General features: G+C 63.2%; 12 protein-coding genes and 1 pseudogene. 7 read left to right on the top strand and 6 right to left on the bottom strand.

What is annotated here, in order from left to right; translation table 11 throughout:
* Positions 1-188: 188 nt before the first annotated feature.
* Positions 189-431, top strand: coding sequence for a hypothetical protein (locus LCF59_RS02775; protein ID WP_292285349.1), 243 nt, complete (start codon positions 189-191; stop codon positions 429-431).
* Positions 400-1,593 carry an alpha-D-ribose 1-methylphosphonate 5-triphosphate diphosphatase gene (locus LCF59_RS02780; RefSeq protein ID WP_292285351.1) on the top strand — a complete coding sequence of 398 codons (1,194 nt, stop codon included), beginning with the start codon at positions 400-402 and terminating at the stop codon, positions 1,591-1,593. Before LCF59_RS02775 ends, LCF59_RS02780 begins: the two co-directional genes overlap by 32 nt.
* 152 nt (positions 1,594-1,745) lie before the next feature.
* Here LCF59_RS02780 and LCF59_RS02785 read toward each other — a convergent pair whose 3' ends face one another.
* The 4 genes from LCF59_RS02785 to LCF59_RS02800 form a co-directional block, all read right to left on the bottom strand.
* Positions 1,746-2,543 (bottom strand): IclR family transcriptional regulator, encoded by a 798-nt coding sequence (locus tag LCF59_RS02785; protein WP_292285352.1) that lies wholly within the window; start codon positions 2,541-2,543, stop codon positions 1,746-1,748.
* 13 nt (positions 2,544-2,556) lie between these two features.
* Positions 2,557-3,915: a TRAP transporter large permease gene (locus LCF59_RS02790; RefSeq protein WP_292285354.1), complete on the bottom strand. Its 1,359-nt coding sequence runs from the start codon at positions 3,913-3,915 to the stop codon at positions 2,557-2,559.
* A 1-nt stretch (position 3,916) separates the two neighbouring features.
* Positions 3,917-4,585 (bottom strand): TRAP transporter small permease, encoded by a 669-nt coding sequence (locus LCF59_RS02795; RefSeq protein ID WP_292285356.1) that lies wholly within the window; start codon positions 4,583-4,585, stop codon positions 3,917-3,919.
* Between the two features lie 100 nt (positions 4,586-4,685).
* Complete coding sequence (locus LCF59_RS02800; protein ID WP_292285358.1) at positions 4,686-5,921, bottom strand: TRAP transporter substrate-binding protein; 1,236 nt, start codon at positions 5,919-5,921, stop codon at positions 4,686-4,688.
* A 114-nt stretch (positions 5,922-6,035) separates the two neighbouring features.
* Between LCF59_RS02800 and LCF59_RS02805 the strand changes: the two genes are divergently transcribed.
* The 5 genes from LCF59_RS02805 to LCF59_RS02825 all read left to right on the top strand — a co-directional run bounded on the left by LCF59_RS02805 (position 6,036) and on the right by LCF59_RS02825 (position 13,342).
* Positions 6,036-7,661: a GMC family oxidoreductase gene (locus tag LCF59_RS02805; protein ID WP_292285360.1), complete on the top strand. Its 1,626-nt coding sequence runs from the start codon at positions 6,036-6,038 to the stop codon at positions 7,659-7,661.
* Positions 7,662-7,694: 33 nt separating this feature from the next.
* Positions 7,695-9,473 carry a sulfoacetaldehyde acetyltransferase gene (gene xsc, locus LCF59_RS02810; RefSeq protein WP_292285363.1) on the top strand — a complete coding sequence of 593 codons (1,779 nt, stop codon included), beginning with the start codon at positions 7,695-7,697 and terminating at the stop codon, positions 9,471-9,473.
* 7 nt (positions 9,474-9,480) lie between these two features.
* Positions 9,481-10,515 (top strand): putative sulfate exporter family transporter, encoded by a 1,035-nt coding sequence (locus LCF59_RS02815; RefSeq protein WP_292285365.1) that lies wholly within the window; start codon positions 9,481-9,483, stop codon positions 10,513-10,515.
* On the top strand, positions 10,512-11,663 hold the full coding sequence (locus LCF59_RS02820; protein ID WP_292285367.1) for an acetate kinase: 1,152 nt from the start codon (positions 10,512-10,514) through the stop codon (positions 11,661-11,663). Before LCF59_RS02815 ends, LCF59_RS02820 begins: the two co-directional genes overlap by 4 nt.
* Before the next feature lie 551 nt (positions 11,664-12,214).
* Positions 12,215-13,342, top strand: a complete 1,128-nt coding sequence (locus LCF59_RS02825; protein ID WP_292285369.1) for a glycosyltransferase — start codon at positions 12,215-12,217, stop codon at positions 13,340-13,342.
* A gap of 427 nt (positions 13,343-13,769) precedes the next feature.
* Here the strand turns inward: LCF59_RS02825 and LCF59_RS02830 are convergent, their stop codons facing one another.
* Together LCF59_RS02830 and LCF59_RS02835 are read right to left on the bottom strand one after the other, a co-directional pair.
* Positions 13,770-15,245, bottom strand: coding sequence for an NAD-dependent succinate-semialdehyde dehydrogenase (locus LCF59_RS02830; RefSeq protein ID WP_292285371.1), 1,476 nt, complete (start codon positions 15,243-15,245; stop codon positions 13,770-13,772).
* A 154-nt stretch (positions 15,246-15,399) separates the two neighbouring features.
* Positions 15,400-15,579, bottom strand: a pseudogene (locus LCF59_RS02835) (IS630 family transposase); the annotation flags it as partial.
* Positions 15,580-15,665 lie beyond the last annotated feature (86 nt).

The following is a 15,665-nucleotide window of genomic DNA, read 5'->3' on the forward strand; positions in this document are numbered from 1 at the left end:
CCCACCGAACGGCACGCGCCACCCAACGCAGGCGTTACCAAAAAAGTGGCCTCCCGCTGAAGAATCCTGCTGCACTGTCACCCAACTGTCATCTCGGCGGTCTAATCAAAATTCATTCGGATGTTTATACGGATGGCAACCCAGACGTGAACCACGCACCGCAACAGCATTGCTCAAGACAGCAAAAGATGACCCCCGCGCCGGCGCTGATCCTGCCGCAGGCGTTCAGGATGCAGGACAATCCCACCGCTTCGCTGGATGCAAGCGTCCGGTTGGCGCTGGGGTCACGGCCCAGAAACTCAAACACGCCGGAACCGCGATGCTTGGCGTATTCCATCATCCCGGATGATGTCGACCAGCCAATCGACCGTGTCGTCAACCAGACCCGAGGGGCACCCCATGACAAAGAACGGACGGATGTGGCTTTCTGATATAACCTTGGTCCTGGCCGACCGCGTTCTACGGCGCGGATCGTTGCGGATCGAGGCCGGCAGGATCGCGGAGATCGTGGATCGCCCGATGCCCGGTGGCGTCACCGGACCGGGTCTGACCGTCTTTCCCGGCTTCATCGACATGCATGGCGACATGATCGAGCTGGAGCTGGAACCGCGAGCGCGCGTGGACTTTCCCATGGAGGTGGCACTCGCCTCGCTGGATGCGCGGCTTGCAGCCGCCGGCGTCACCACGGCCTATGCCGCCGTGTCGTTTTCGCACGGGGCGGTAGATGGCGAGCGCCGCTCCTGCGAACACACCAACAAGGTTATCCGCGAGTTGCACGATCTGCGGCGCACTTGCCGGGTCGATCACCGCATCCACGCTCGCTTCGACATCACCTTCGACAATGCCGTCGCTGTACTGGGCAAGCTTCTCGATGACGGGCATGTGGACCTAGTATCGCTGATGGATCACACGCCGGGCCAGGGGCAGTACCGCAATATCGAAGCGCATATCAAGGCAAAGGCCGCCGAATACGGAATATCAGAGACCGAAGCCCGGCAGAAGGTCACCACCACGATCGCCACCCGGTCGCGCCCGCAAGAGGTCCTGATGCGCAACATGACCGCTGTGTCGCGCATGTGTGCCGACCATGGGGTCAGCCTCGCCAGTCATGACGACGATACCGTCGAGAAGGCCCGCATGATGGCCGATCTGGGGGCGCGGATCGCCGAGTTCCCTGTCACAATGCAGGCCGCCCAGATCGCGGCCGAACGCGGGCTCATGACCGCCATGGGTGCGCCCAATGCGATGCGCGGACAGAGCTACTCCGGCAACCTTTCGGCGCGGGACCTGCACGCCGCCGGGCTGTTGCACATACTCGCCTCTGATTATCACCCCGGCGCCATCCTCGCCGCGGTTCGGGCGCTGGCAAACAATGACCGCGCCGGTCTGGCCGGGGCCGTCCGGCTGGCCTCCTGCAACCCGGCCAGGGCACTGGGGCTGACCGACCGGGGGGAGCTCAGACCGGGCAAGCGCGCCGACCTCTTCGTGACCGATGCCAATGACCGCGTGATCCTGACGCTTTGCGCCGGAGAAATCGTCCATCACAACGGCACGCTCGACCTGACCGCGGCAACGGCACCGGCGATCGCCTGAACGAGCCGCCAAAGCCGCTCCTGTCAATGGACCGGTCACCTGTTTGTGCTGACCCGAATGCGCGTTCAAGTCAGGTTCCGCACAAAGGCCGTCGAGTTGTTCCAGTTCAACGCGGAGGGGCGTCGTCGCGGACCAATGCTGCCAGCTGTCTTTCAGGCCGGATCGGGATCGGTATTTCCTGTCATTGTCAACTCGGACAATGCCACCGCCGCATCGCGCAACGCGCTGAGGTAGCTCAGCGCCCTGTCGGCGTCGAAGCGCTGCGTGGGCGCATGGAAGGACAGCGTTGCCATCAGCCGACCATTGCTGTCGGCGATCGGGACCGCGATGGCGATCATGTCCAGCATGAATTCCTCGTTGTCCAGCGCATAGCCCTGTGCGCGGACATCGGCCATTTCCTGTTTCAAGGCGGCCGGTTCGGTCAAAGTGTTCGGCGTATGCGCGTCCAGCCGCGATGCCGCCAGGAACTTGTCGAGATGATTGGGCGCAAGTGTGCTCAGGTACATCTTGCCGCTGGCCGTGCAGTAAAAGGGCACACGGGTCCCGATGGGGAGCTGAATGCGCAGCGGCCATTCGGTTTCCACCCTTTCGACGTAGACCATGACGTCCCGGTCAGGAAGCGCGATATTGCAGGTTTCACCGATCTCGCGGCTGAGCTTGCGCAGCACGACCTGACGTGCGGCACGGATCCGCGGGGATGACAGAACCCCGCCGGCAAGTTCACGCAGGCGCGGGCCCGGAGCGTAGCTGCGTCCGTCGATGTCGCGCTGAAGAAAGCCTTCCTGCTCGAGTGTCTGGAACAACCGGTGAATGGTGGGCTTGGGCAGGCCCAGCACCGCGTTTGCGGCGGTCGGGGTGATCGGTGCGCCGGCGCGCGCGACCTGTTCGATCACCAGCAGGAGCCGCAAGTTGCTGGGGATCGCGCCCGTCTTGCCGGCCTCGTTGTCCATGTGCGAAGCGTCCTCATCGTTGTGGCAGCAGCGCTGTCGAAAGCTGGGGTACAAGCGCGATCAGCACCCAGACCAGCAGCAGCGCCACGATATACGCCATCGTGTACCGCAGAAGCTTGAAATAGGGAACGCCCGTCACCCCGGACGCGACATAAAGGTTGAGCCCGTAAGGCGGTGTGATGAAGCCGATCGACGCCCCGACCAGGAACACCACCGCGAACTGCATCGGGTCGATCCCGACCGAATGGGCAATCGGCGCGAGGATCGGCGCGAGGATGATCGTCACCGGAAGGCTCTCGAGGACCATACCGCCGACAAAGACAATGGCCATTGCAGTGAAAAGCACCGCGTAATACCCGCCCATCGAGGTGACGAAATCGCCGATCACCGCCTGGGCACCGAGGACCGACAGGATTTGTTGCATGACGACAGAAACGGCGATGAGCGGCGCAAGGATTCCGGTGATCTGCGCCGAGCGCATGGTGATCGAGGGCAGTTCCAGCGGGCTGAACCCCTCGACCACGAGCATCTCGGAAACGCTCTTTTCGCTCACGTCGCGGGTCTTGTCGCCGCCCATGAGCTTGTGCAGCGGCAGGCTCACAAAGCCCACGATCACGCAGAACCCGACCGTCACGCCCGCCGCTTCGGTGGGCGAGAACTTGCCCGTGTAGATCCCCCAGAGCACCAACCCGATGGCGAAGAATCCAAGCCACGCGCCGATCGCGGTCTTGATGACCCGCGACGGGATGAGGGGGATCACGTGACCCCAGCCGTGTTTCCAGCTGAGCAGAAAGGCTGCGGTCATCATCGCGACCACCATCAGCGCGCCGGGCACGATCCCGGCGACGAACAGCTCGGAGATGGGCAGGTTGAGAAGGAACCCGTAGACGATGAAAATGATCGAGGGTGGGATGATGATCCCGACCGTGCCGCCTGCCGCGGCCGTCGCGGCCGAGAACCGTTCATCATAGCCGCCCTTGACCATTTCGGGGTGCAGCATCGAGCCGATGGTCGCCGTGGTCGCCGAGTTGGAGCCGGAAATCGCGGCAAAGAGCCCGCAGGCCCCCAGCGTCGCCATCGACAGCCCGCCACGGATCCAGCCAAGGCAGGCATACGCGAAATCCGACAGCCGCCGCGCGATCCCGGAGCGGTTGATCAGGTCGCCGGTCAGGATGAAGAGCGGCATCGCCAACAGTGCAAAGCCGTCGGTGAAGACGTCGGCCAGCGCCCCGCCGATGTTCTGAAGCGGCATGTCGAGAGCCAGTGAGACCCCGATCACCCAGTAGCCGATCACCAGGAAAACAGGGACGCCCAGCAAGAACAGGACGGTGACGCCGACCGAGATGAGCGTGACCAGTGTTGAGAGATCCATGTCAGTCGCCTCCGATCACGGCCTGGGTGATAAGCGTCTTGCCCCGGCGAAAATTTTTGATGTCGGTAACGAGGTTCTCGATCACCCGCGCCACCAGAGTGGTAAAGGCCAGCGGCACCGACAACAGGAACCACCATTGCATGACATTGTTCGTGCCCAGCATGATCTGGAAATTCGCCGCCGAATTCGCGGCCACCTTGCCGGCGGTTACGACGACCACCCAGGAAAAGCCGATCCAGAGCAGCGCATCGAGCAGGAGACAGGCCATCTGCCCTCCGCGCGGCATGTTGCTGCGAAACTCGGCAAAGGCCAGATGCGTGCGCAGCTTGACGTTCAGGCTGCAGCCGAACCACGTCATGATGAGGAACAGGAAAGGCGGCAAGGTCGTGGACCACGGCGCTTGCAGCTCGAAGACGAAGCGACGGATCACCTCCACGAAGATGATTCCGCCAATGGCAAGATAGGAGACCACCATAAGCGTCTGCTCGAAATTACGCTCGGCCCATGGCACGATGCGGTAGAGGACGAGGATCACCAGCGACAGCGCCAGCATCGCCAGAAGCCCCAGTGGCCAGACCCCCGGTGCGCGCATCGCCTCGCTCAGCATCCAGGAATCGCCCGCCGCGACGGCCGCGAAAATCTCTCCGGTGCCCTGAAACCAGCCGGTCATGCACGCCTCCCCTTGAATTGTCGTATGTTTCGGCCGCACCTGCCGGCGGCCGTCGGGGCCGGGCCGCCCACGCGCGGCGACCCGACCAGAGCCAAACGGATCAGGCCGCGCGCCACCAGCGGCGCGGTTCGACGTTCTCGGCCGGCATGTCGGCCGGCACTTCGCGGGCGACGTTGTAGATCGACGTATACGTGTCGATACCGCCGGCCCAGTTGTCGAGCCGCTCGCGCCACTGCACCCAGGGTTCCGGGTTGAACTCGGGCGAGCACATCTCCTCGGCCATCCTGATCTGATCGTCGGCGAGGAAGGCCGGTCGCACATTGTGCTGGTCGAAGATCGTGCCCGGCAATTGCGGATCCGAAAAGCCGACGGTGTTGACCAGCGCCGCCTCGTTGGCGTGCTGCGCGTAGACCTGCGCAAGATACGCCGATTCCATGATCGCGTCCTGCAGGTGCGGCTCCATCTCGTCGAACACGCGGGCGGACATCGAGGTGTGTTCGGTTCCGCAGAAGAACTTGAGGTCGACCGACTGGCTCACCACCGGCGACATGTTGGCATAGGCCACCGCCGAGGCCCATGTTTCGGCCCCGTCGATGAGACCCTGCTTGAGACCATCGAGCGTCTCTTCCCAGGCCACTGGCACCGGGTTGAGATTGAGCTGCTGCATGGCGATGCGGCCGAGTTGCGTGCCGGTGACACGGTTCTTGGTTCCGAATAGCTCTTCGAGCTTGGTGACGGTCGGTTTGTCGGCAAAGCTGCTGCCGAGTTGAATGCCGCGCAGCTCGCAATGGCTGAACAGGAACTTGAGCCCGTGCCGCCTTTCCAGCGGATCGCGCAGGATTCGCTGGGATTCCGGCGAATACAGGAAATGATACTGCGAGGCCCGGCTCGGGAACATGTAGGCATAGTCAAGCACGTTAAGGTACGGCGCGCCACCGGCCGAGTTCTGGGTCGAGGCGGCGTACATGTCGATCACGCCGGTCTGAGTCTTCTCGACACAGTTGAGCTGACCACAGATTTGGTTGTCGCCGATGAACTCGACGCGGATCTCGCCCTCGGTACGTTCCTCAAGGTCGCGCGCGAAGGCAAGAACGCCGGCCCGCTCGATCAGCAGGTTCTGCGCGTTGAAGCCCGACGCGCCAAGCTTGAGCGTGTGCTTGGGTTCCTTGCTGAAACGTTTGGTGTAGGTGCTCTCGGCGGCCTTCGCGAGCGATGGCACCGATACTGCACCGGTCAGCGCGCCAGCGCCCAGTACCACGGATGACAGGCCGAACTGGCCTGACAGACGAAACAGGTCCCGCCGGGAAATCCCGGCAAGCGCTTTAGATACTTTCATGACATCCTCCCTGATTTGCAAGAATGATACTTGCAGTCTCAATAATGCTGAAATAGCTTGAACCTGGCAAGAAAATTCTTTGCCGGCCCAATATTGCACAAGGATCGACCAAAAATGCCCGACCTGTCAGCGGATTACGTGATCGTCGGTGCCGGCTCAGCGGGCTGCGTCCTGGCGAATCGCCTCTCCGCCGATCCGAAAACGCGCGTCATCCTGCTGGAGGCGGGCGGGCGGGACTTGAACCCGTGGATCCATATCCCGGTCGGCTACTTCAAGACGATGCACAACCCGTCCGTCGATTGGTGCTACCGCACCGAGCCGGACCCGGGGCTGAACGGCCGCGCACTCGATTGGCCACGTGGTAAGGTGCTGGGGGGCTCTTCTTCTCTCAACGGGCTGCTCTATGTCCGCGGTCAGCCACAGGATTACGACCGCTGGGCGCAGATGGACAATCCGGGCTGGAGCTGGGACGACGTGCTGCCGCTGTTCAAGCGCTCCGAACAACAGGAGCGTGGCGCGGACGACTTCCATGGCGACGACGGGCCGCTCTCGGTGTCGAACATGCGACTGCAACGGCCGATCTGCGACGCCTGGGTCGCGGCCGCGCAAGAGGCGGGCTATCCATTCAATCCCGATTACAACGGCGCGACGCAGGAGGGTGTGGGCTATTTCCAGCTCACCGCGCGCAAGGGGCGGCGCTGTTCGGCCGCGGTGGCCTTTCTCAACCCCGTTCGCAACCGTGAGAACCTGACCATCCTCACACATGCACAGGCCAGCCGCATCACCTTCGACGGCAGCCGCGCCACCGGAGTGGTTTACCGCGACCGCGCGGGTGTTGAGCACGTGGTCAGCGCCGGGCGGGAGGTGATCCTTTCCTCCGGGGCCATCGGGTCGCCGCACCTGATGATGCTCTCGGGGCTGGGCGAGGCCGCGCACCTGAAGGAGCACGGGATCGCGCCGCTTTGCGACCTGCCCGGCGTCGGCCACAACATGCAGGACCACCTTCAGGCCCGGCTGGTGTTCAAGTGTAATGAACCCACGCTGAACGATGAGGTGCGCAGCGTGTTCGACCAAGCACGCATCGCGGTGAAATACGCGATGTTCCGCTCCGGGCCGATGGCCATGGCAGCGAGCCTCGCGACAGGTTTCATGCGCACCGGAGATCATGTCGAGACCCCGGATATCCAGTTCCACGTGCAACCTTGGTCGGCTGACAGCCCCGGCGAAGGCGTGCATCCCTTTTCGGCCTTCACGATGTCGGTCTGCCAGTTGCGTCCCGAAAGCCGCGGGCAGATCCGTCTCGCACCGGGCAATCCGGCCGGATATCCGAAAATCCATCCCAACTACCTCTCGACCGAGACAGACTGCCGAACAATCGTCGAAGGGGTCAGGATTGCCCGGCGCATCGCACGCCACGCCCCTCTCGACAGCAAGATCTCTGAAGAGTTCCGCCCCGACGCGTCGCTTGATTTCGACGACTACGAGGGCACGCTTGATTGGGCGCGCAACCATTCCACCACGATTTACCACCCCACCGGAACCTGCAAGATGGGTCAAGGCCGGGATGCGGTTGTGGATGCCCGCCTGCGCGTGCATGGGATCAATGGCCTGCGCGTCGCCGATTGCTCGATCATGCCCGAGATCGTCTCGGGCAACACCAATGCCCCGGCAATCATGATTGGCGAGAAAGCCGCCGACATGATCCGCGAGGATCACGGCGCGCGCGCCCGCGCCACTTAACCCCGACATGCAATCTCGAAAGGATTGAAACCCATGAAGATGACCACGGAAGAAGCCTTTGTCAAAACCCTTCAACGGCATGGGATCAAGCACGCCTTCGGGATCATCGGGTCTGCGATGATGCCGATCTCGGATCTGTTCCCGAAGGCGGGGATCACCTTCTGGGACTGCGCGCACGAGGGCAGCGCGGGGATGATGGCGGATGGCTACACCCGCGCAACCGGACGCATGTCGATGATGATCGCGCAAAACGGACCTGGCATCACCAACTTCGTCACGGCTGTGAAAACGGCCTACTGGAATCACACGCCGCTGCTGCTGGTCACGCCGCAGGCGGCCAACAAGACCATCGGCCAGGGCGGTTTCCAGGAGGTCGAACAGATGAAGCTGTTCGAGGACATGGTCGCCTATCAAGAGGAAGTGCGCGACCCATCGCGCATGGCCGAGGTGCTGGCACGGGTGATTTCAAAGGCCAAGCAGCTTTCGGCGCCGGCGCAGATCAACATCCCCCGCGATTACTGGACGCATGTGATCGATATCGAGTTGCCCACGGCGCTGGAATTCGAGCGCTCGCCGGGCGGCGAAAACTCCGTGGCGCACGCCGCAGAGATGCTGTCGGCTGCGAAGAACCCGGTGATCCTCAATGGTGCCGGCGTGGTCCTCTCCGAGGGCGGCATCGCGACAAGCAAGGCGCTGGCCGAACGGCTCGAAGCGCCGGTCTGCGTGGGCTACCAGCACAACGATGCCTTCCCCGGGTCGCACCCGCTCTTTGCCGGACCCTTGGGCTACAACGGCTCGAAGGCGGCGATGGAGCTGATCCGCGACGCCGACGTGGTGCTGTGCCTTGGCACACGGCTCAACCCGTTTTCGACGCTGCCCGGCTACGGCATCGACTACTGGCCGAAGGACGCGAAGGTCATCCAGGTCGACATCAACCCCGACCGCATCGGGCTGACCAAGACAGTCTCGGTCGGCATCGTCGGCGATGCGGCCAAGGTGGCGCGCGGTATCCTGGCACAACTCTCGGATAGCGCGGGTGACGAGGGCCGGGAGGCGCGGCGCGGCAGGATTGCCGAGACCAAGTCGAAATGGGCGCAGCAGCTGTCGTCCATGGACCACGAGGAGGACGATCCCGGCACCACCTGGAACGAACGCGCCCGCGCCGCCAAGCCCGACTGGATGAGTCCGCGCATGGCCTGGCGCGCGATCCAGTCGGCATTGCCGCGCGAGGCGATCATCTCGTCCGATATCGGGAACAACTGCGCCATCGGCAACACATACCCGGCCTTCGACGCGGGGCGCAAATACCTCGCACCCGGCCTGTTCGGGCCCTGCGGCTACGGGTTGCCCTCGATCATGGGCGCAAAGATCGGCCAGCCGGACGTGCCGGTGGTGGGCTTTGCCGGCGACGGTGCTTTCGGCATCGCGGTCAACGAACTTACGGCGATCGGCCGACCGGAATGGCCAGCGATCACGCAGATCGTCTTCCGCAACTACCAGTGGGGCGCGGAAAAGCGCAACTCGACGCTGTGGTTCGACGACAATTTCGTCGGCACCGAACTCGACACCCAGGTCAGCTTTGCCCGCATGGCTGAATCCTGCGGTCTCAAGGGCGTGGTGGCGCGCACCATGGAAGAGTTGACGGCCGCGCTGCACCAAGCGATCATCGATCAGATGGAAAACAATACCACCACACTGATCGAGACGATGCTCAACCAGGAACTGGGCGACCCATTCCGCCGAGACGCGATGAAGAATCCCGTCGAGGTCGCCGGGATCGACCCCGCCGACATGATCGACCAGCCGGCCTGATCCGGGCGTGAACCTGCCACCCCTCACCCTCGCGTCCGGCCAACAGGTGGCCGGGCGGGCCAAGGCGTATTTTCCCGGCGTCATGGTCGCCGTTCTGGTGGCGCTGGCCGCGCAGTTCGTGGCCGAACATTACGGCGCACCGGCGATGCTGATGGCGCTTCTGTTCGGGATCGCGCTCAATTTCCTGAGCGAAGAGACCTCGGCGGCGGCCGGGATCGGCTTTACCGCGCGATCTGTCCTGCGCTTCGGCGTGGCCATCCTCGGGGCGCGGATCAGCGCCGAGATGCTGACCTCGCTCGGTTGGGGAATGATCGGGCTGCTCGTGCTGGGGGTAGTTGCCACGATTCTCTTCGGCGTGGGATTGGCCCGGGTGATCGGGCAAGGCCCGCGCTTTGCCATACTGACCGCCGGGTCGGTGGCGATCTGCGGCGCCTCGGCGGCCATGGCCATCGCCGCCGTCCTGCCCAGCGACCAGAAATCGGAGCGCAACCTGCTGTTCACGGTGCTCGGGGTCACGGTGCTCTCGACAGTGGCGATGATCCTCTACCCGATCCTGACCACGGCCCTTGGCTTCGACGAGGTGACCGCCGGGGCCTTCATAGGCGCCACTGTGCACGACGTGGCGCAGGTCGTCGGCGCGGGCTTCTCGATTTCCGAGACCGCAGGCGAGACCTCGACACTTGTCAAGCTGATCCGGGTGTCATTCCTTGCCCCCGTGGTGATCGTGATTGCCATGGTCTGGCGGCAAGCGGCGCCGGAAGCGGACGAGGCACGCCCACCCTTGATCCCCGGCTTCGTGGCTGGTTTCCTTGGCCTTGCGACGCTCAACTCCTTCGGGTTGATCCCCGAGGTCGCCAGTGCCTTTTTGGCGAACCTGTCCTCCTGGGCGCTCTTGGCGGCCATCGCGGCCGTCGGCATGAAGACCGACCTGCGCAATATCGTGCAGGTGGGCGGCGGGGCGATCACGCTCATAGTTGCCGAAACGCTATTTCTCGCCGGGCTCGTGCTGGCCGGCATCAGCTTTCTGGAGCTGGGACCATGACCGATGCGATCCTCGCGCTGAACGCGGGCAGTTCCTCGATCAAGTTCGCGCTCGCCGCCTCCGGGCAGGCCGACAAACCGCTGCTGTCAGGCCTCGCCGAACGTCTTGGCACGGGCGAAGGTACCCTGCGGCTCAACCCGCGTGCGGGCGATCCAGAGACCCGCGCGCTCGGCGCGTGCGATCACCACACCGCGCTGGCCGCGCTGTGCGATGTGATCCACGACCGTCATCCCGATTTACCGATGACGGGCATTGGCCACCGCATCGTGCATGGCGGACCGGACTTTGCCGCGCCGGTGGCCGTCACAGATGACGTTCTCGCCCGGCTCGAGGCACTGGTGCCGCTCGCACCGTTGCACCAGCCGAACGGGATCGCAGGCATCCGCGCGACGCGCGCGCTCTTTCCCGATGCGGGCCAGGTTGCCTGTCTCGACACGGCCTTCCATGCCGGCAAACCCTGGGTGCACGACGCTTACGCGTTGCCGGCTCAGTATTACGCGGACGGGCTGCGCCGCTACGGCTTCCACGGGTTGGCCTGCGAATCGGTCTGCGACAGCCTGACGGTACGGGACTACCCGCTGTCCGAGCGTCGCATCGCCATCGCACATCTGGGCAATGGGTGTTCGGTAACGGCGGTCCGGGGAGGACGGTCGGTGGCGACCAGCATGGGGTTCTCTGCGCTTGACGGGCTGACAATGGGCACGCGCTGTGGGCATATCGACCCCGGCGTGCTGTTGCACCTGCTGCGCGAGGGGTACGACGCGGCCAGCCTCGAGCGGCTGCTCTATCACGATTCAGGTCTGCGTGGTCTGTCGGGGATATCGTCGGGCGACATGCGCGACATTGCCGCCAGCGACAGCGATACCGCGCGCGGCGCGATCGCGCATTTCATCGCCCGTGCTGTCGAGGAGATCTGCCGCTTGGCCGGCGCCATGGGCGGGCTCGACACCGTGGTGTTCAGCGGCGGCATTGGCGAAAACGCGGCCGATATCCGGCAAGCGATCGCCGAAGGGCTCGCTTTTCTGCCGGGCCACGACGGGCGCGGCGTCGATGTCCTGGTCTGCCCCGCCGACGAGGAACGCCGAATTCTGACCGCGACCGAACAAGTACTCAAACCCGTCGCAGGCGGATCGCGCCCGGCCCGGTGAAAATCTCCAGCAGCGGGCAGCCGGCGCCCCTCGTAGCTTTTTTCAAATTTCCGACTGCACGGGATTGAGCCGGACCGACCAGCGATCTGATCTGCACCGCTTCCGTCATGCGTGCCAAGTGGCTCCGGAAGACCGGGCGTCTGGACGATTGCCGCGTTGAAAACCCATGACGCGACAACTCGAAAAGTGTGGAAGCGGAGTGCCACTTGACGGGTCACGTTGGTTGAACGTTGACAACAAGGCTGGAATGGGTCCTCATGACAACGGGCGCCGCGAGGTCCGCTTGAGGACCGTGCCGCGGCCACCTGAGTGGTGAACACGTGAAATTTTCAGAGGCAGATTTGCGATTTGATGCTCGAGCAAGAGATGGACGCCTTGAAACAAATTGTCCTCTAAATCCTGGACCTACCGAGGAGACGCCCGGGGGTATTCAAAGGGCTTTGCTGTGCACCGGCAACTGAAAATTCACGCGGGTTTCCCACGTCTGGCTGCACAAGCGAGGCTCCCAAAATTCAAGACAACCTGCCGGCTGAAGCCATGAATGCGCAAAAATGAATCGATTTATCAGACCGGTCGCCGCTGCACCTGAAAAACGCCGCCACCGGGCGCTGCACCGCCTGTTATTCGGTCGCCGCTTTTTCGGGGATACCGCGTGCCGCCTGCTGATCCTGTTCGAGCCGAACCGCATTTCCTACGCATCGGTTTTTCCCTTCCTGGACTATGCCCAAGAGTTCCGCGCACGGTACGATGTCGACATCCGCTGCATGCCCGTCGAAGACGCGTTGCAACGCGGGATTCCCGATGGGCTTTCAACCGCAACACATGTCTTGGCGCAGACCTGGTTGACCGATCCGAAAAACCGCCATGAAAAGCTCGAGCGGCTTTTGGCCGAACTGCCCGACAGCGTCACCAAGGCCTATCTGGACAGCTTCGCCAATAACGATCTGCGTTGGGGCGGGATTTTTGAAAGCACCGCGCTCTATTACAAGAAATCGGTCTTTACGGACCTGTCACAGTTTACCCGCCCGACCTATGGCCATACGAACCTCACCGAGTATTACGGACGCCTCTACGGCCTGGAGGACGAAACAACGGATTGGGGCGTCCCACCCTCGGTACTTTCCAAGCTGCGTCTTGCGCCCAATTTTTTGACCGACCCGGACCTGAGCGCCGCGCTGATGGCCGAACCTGCAAAAGAGTCCCCCGAGAAAGAAATCGACTTGCATGCGCGCCTCGGCGGAATCGGTGCCGAAGGCTGGTACGGAGAAATGCGCCGACACGCCGCGCGCACGGTGGATGGCTTGAGCGGTCTGCGTGTGGCGAAAGGGACCGGCGTGTCGCGCCGTGTGTTTGCCGATGAACTCCAACGCTCGAAGGCGTGTTTCAGCCCCTTCGGCTATGGCGAGCTGTGTTGGCGCGACATCGAGGCAATCGCTGCTGGCGCGGTGCTGATCAAACCGGACATGTCGCATCTGCGCACCGAGCCCGATCTTTATCGCGACGGGGAAACCTACATCGCCTGTCGCTGGGATTTCTCCGACTTGGCAGACAAGCTGAGCGAGATCCTTGCCGATGAGGAACGGCGGCGTTGCCTGACCGAAAACGCAAGACACATCGCAAGGGCCTATCTCGAAACCTCGGGCCCTGTTTCCACCTATTCAGACCTCTTCAGCAAGTGAACCTGTGTCACACTGAACCGGTGCGGTGGCCCCCCGCCCAACGGCATCGAACGTGCCATATCGGTTGAGTTGCCGGGAGAACCTTCCTTCACTTTTGACAAAAGTGCGTCTTCAATTGCCCGGTTCACATGTTCGTGGCGCGCCGGAGGCCATCCACGCATCCTTCAGAGCTGTGCGCGATCCGGGGGCGGACCCAAACTGCACGAACCCGGCTTTGCAGGTTTTTATCCGGGGGCTGTATAACGCCACCTGTGGGCGCCAATGCAGACCGATCTGGTCGCATTGGCGCCGTTCACGAAAGACAGACCCTTTTGAAGGGCCAAAGACTTGAGAAACCATCCTGACAAGGCAAGGTTGACGTCGGGCCCAGACCACTTGGGGACTGTCGGCGGAACCTTTCCGGACAAACCGAACCATCTTCTGCTGCTCAGGCCCAGTCGCGGCAGACATATTTGATTTCCATGAACTCCTCCATGCCGCGCCGGGCACCTTCACGTCCAAGGCCGGATTGCTTGACGCCACCAAACGGGATCGGCGCGCCTGTGACCTTGGTGCGATTGACCGCGACCATCCCGAATTGAAGCGCGCGGGTCATGCGGTAGATGCGGCGCGGATCAAGGCTGTGGAGATAAGCGATCAACCCGTATTCGGTGGCATTGGCGCGGGCAATCACTTCGTCCTCGCTGTCGAAGGGGGTGATCGGCGCCACCGGGCCAAAGGTTTCCTCCTGCATGATCGCCGCGCTGTCGGGCACATCGACAAGCGCGGTCGGCTCGTAGAAAAGTGGGCCCAACGCGTGCCGCTTGCCGCCACAGGCGAGCGTCGCGCCCTTGGCCAGCGCGTCGGCCACATGCTCCTCCTGCTTGGTGACGGCCGCTTCGTTCATCAACGGGCCGATGTCGGGATCATCCATGCCCTGTCCAATGCTCAGATCCGAGGTCGCGGCGATGAAGCGGGCGCAGAAATCGTCATAGACCGGGCGTTCGACGTAGATGCGGTTGGCACCGAGGCAGTCCTGGCCGGACGTGGCGAACTTGGCCTTGATCGCCTCTTCGACCGCCGTATCGAGATCGGCATCCTTGAACACGATCACCGGCGCATGGCCCCCCAGCTCCATCACCAGACGCTTCACCGTATCGGCCGAATTGCGATAGAGCAGCTGGCCGACCCGCGTCGATCCGGTAAAGGACAGCGCCCGCACGCGGGCATCCGAGGTCCAGGGCGGCACAACGGTCGCGGCGCGCCCGGTCACAACATTGAAAACGCCCGGCGGCAGACCCGCGCGGGCCGCGAGCTCTGCCAGGGCGAGGGCCGAAAACGGGGTTTCACCCGAAGGGTGCGCAACAACCGTGCAGCCCGCCGCCAGTGCCGCGCCGGCCTTGCGCGTCAGCATCGCCGACGGAAAGTTCCATGGGGTGATCAGCGCGGCGACGCCAACCGGCTCCAGCCACAGTTCGACCTCGGCATCGGGCAGGTGGCTGGTCACACCTTCGATATCGGGGCGCTTGGCCTCTTCCGCGTAATATTCCAGAAAGCTTGCGGCGTAGTCGATTTCGCCGCGTGCCTCGGAGATCGGTTTGCCCTGTTCCAGGACCATGATGCGCGCCAAGTCCTCCTTGTGAGCAATCATCAGGTCGAACCAGCGGCGCAAGAGGACCGAACGGTCCTGCGGCAACCGCGCCGACCAGGCTGGGAATGCCCTGTGCGCGGCATCCACGGCGGCGGCCGATTCCTCTGCTGACAGCGATGCCACATCTCCCACGCAGGCTCCCGTCGCGGGGTCGGTAACGGGGATGGTGTCGCCGTCTTCGGCGGCGCACCACTCCCCGTTTACATGAGAAAGCGACCGAACAAGGCCCTTGTCCTGGATATCGTCGTGTGCGGCCAAAGCGGTAACCGGCATGAGAATCCCTCCTGTTTGTTCAGAAGCAGTGTAACTGGATGGCTCCGGGAATTGTAACGGTAGTTGCCGGGTAAAACAGTCGGCTCGTCTTTCGAACGGCCTCTCGAAGCATAGACATACTGTCGAATGATCGGCTTTGTCGGGCCATGACCATGATGTCGGCCTCCAGTTCGGCGGAGGAGCGATGCACCCCGCGTTGTACTTGTTTCCGGAGTTCGGCGACCCAAGGTTCGACCTGGTTGATCCAACTGGTGGAGGTCGGGGTGAAGTGGATGGGCCAGTGCGGATGCTGCGCCCACCGGACCCGGATTTTCGGCGTCTTGTGAGTGGCAGACGACCAGCGGCAATGCGCAGGGAGCAGAATTTGCAAATCGCAGCTGGACATGGTTGCGTCCATGCACGCGTCTGCCGGAAAATTGT

The sequence above is a fragment of the Marivita sp. genome, from assembly GCF_020055675.1.
In the GTDB taxonomy this organism is placed as follows: Bacteria; Pseudomonadota; Alphaproteobacteria; order Rhodobacterales; family Rhodobacteraceae; genus Marivita.

What these genes read in the sequence shown, in the direction of transcription:
- LCF59_RS02775 (WP_292285349.1), top strand. Translation starts at nt 189, where the DNA reads ATGACCCCCGCGCCGGCGCTGATCCTGCCGCAGGCGTTCAGGATGCAG.
- LCF59_RS02780 (WP_292285351.1), top strand. Translation starts at nt 400, where the DNA reads ATGACAAAGAACGGACGGATGTGGCTTTCTGATATAACCTTGGTCCTG.
- LCF59_RS02785 (WP_292285352.1), bottom strand. Translation starts at nt 2,543, where the DNA reads ATGGACAACGAGGCCGGCAAGACGGGCGCGATCCCCAGCAACTTGCGG.
- LCF59_RS02790 (WP_292285354.1), bottom strand. Translation starts at nt 3,915, where the DNA reads ATGGATCTCTCAACACTGGTCACGCTCATCTCGGTCGGCGTCACCGTC.
- LCF59_RS02795 (WP_292285356.1), bottom strand. Translation starts at nt 4,585, where the DNA reads ATGACCGGCTGGTTTCAGGGCACCGGAGAGATTTTCGCGGCCGTCGCG.
- LCF59_RS02800 (WP_292285358.1), bottom strand. Translation starts at nt 5,921, where the DNA reads ATGAAAGTATCTAAAGCGCTTGCCGGGATTTCCCGGCGGGACCTGTTT.
- LCF59_RS02805 (WP_292285360.1), top strand. Translation starts at nt 6,036, where the DNA reads ATGCCCGACCTGTCAGCGGATTACGTGATCGTCGGTGCCGGCTCAGCG.
- xsc (WP_292285363.1), top strand. Translation starts at nt 7,695, where the DNA reads ATGAAGATGACCACGGAAGAAGCCTTTGTCAAAACCCTTCAACGGCAT.
- LCF59_RS02820 (WP_292285367.1), top strand. Translation starts at nt 10,512, where the DNA reads ATGACCGATGCGATCCTCGCGCTGAACGCGGGCAGTTCCTCGATCAAG.
- LCF59_RS02825 (WP_292285369.1), top strand. Translation starts at nt 12,215, where the DNA reads ATGAATCGATTTATCAGACCGGTCGCCGCTGCACCTGAAAAACGCCGC.
- LCF59_RS02830 (WP_292285371.1), bottom strand. Translation starts at nt 15,245, where the DNA reads ATGCCGGTTACCGCTTTGGCCGCACACGACGATATCCAGGACAAGGGC.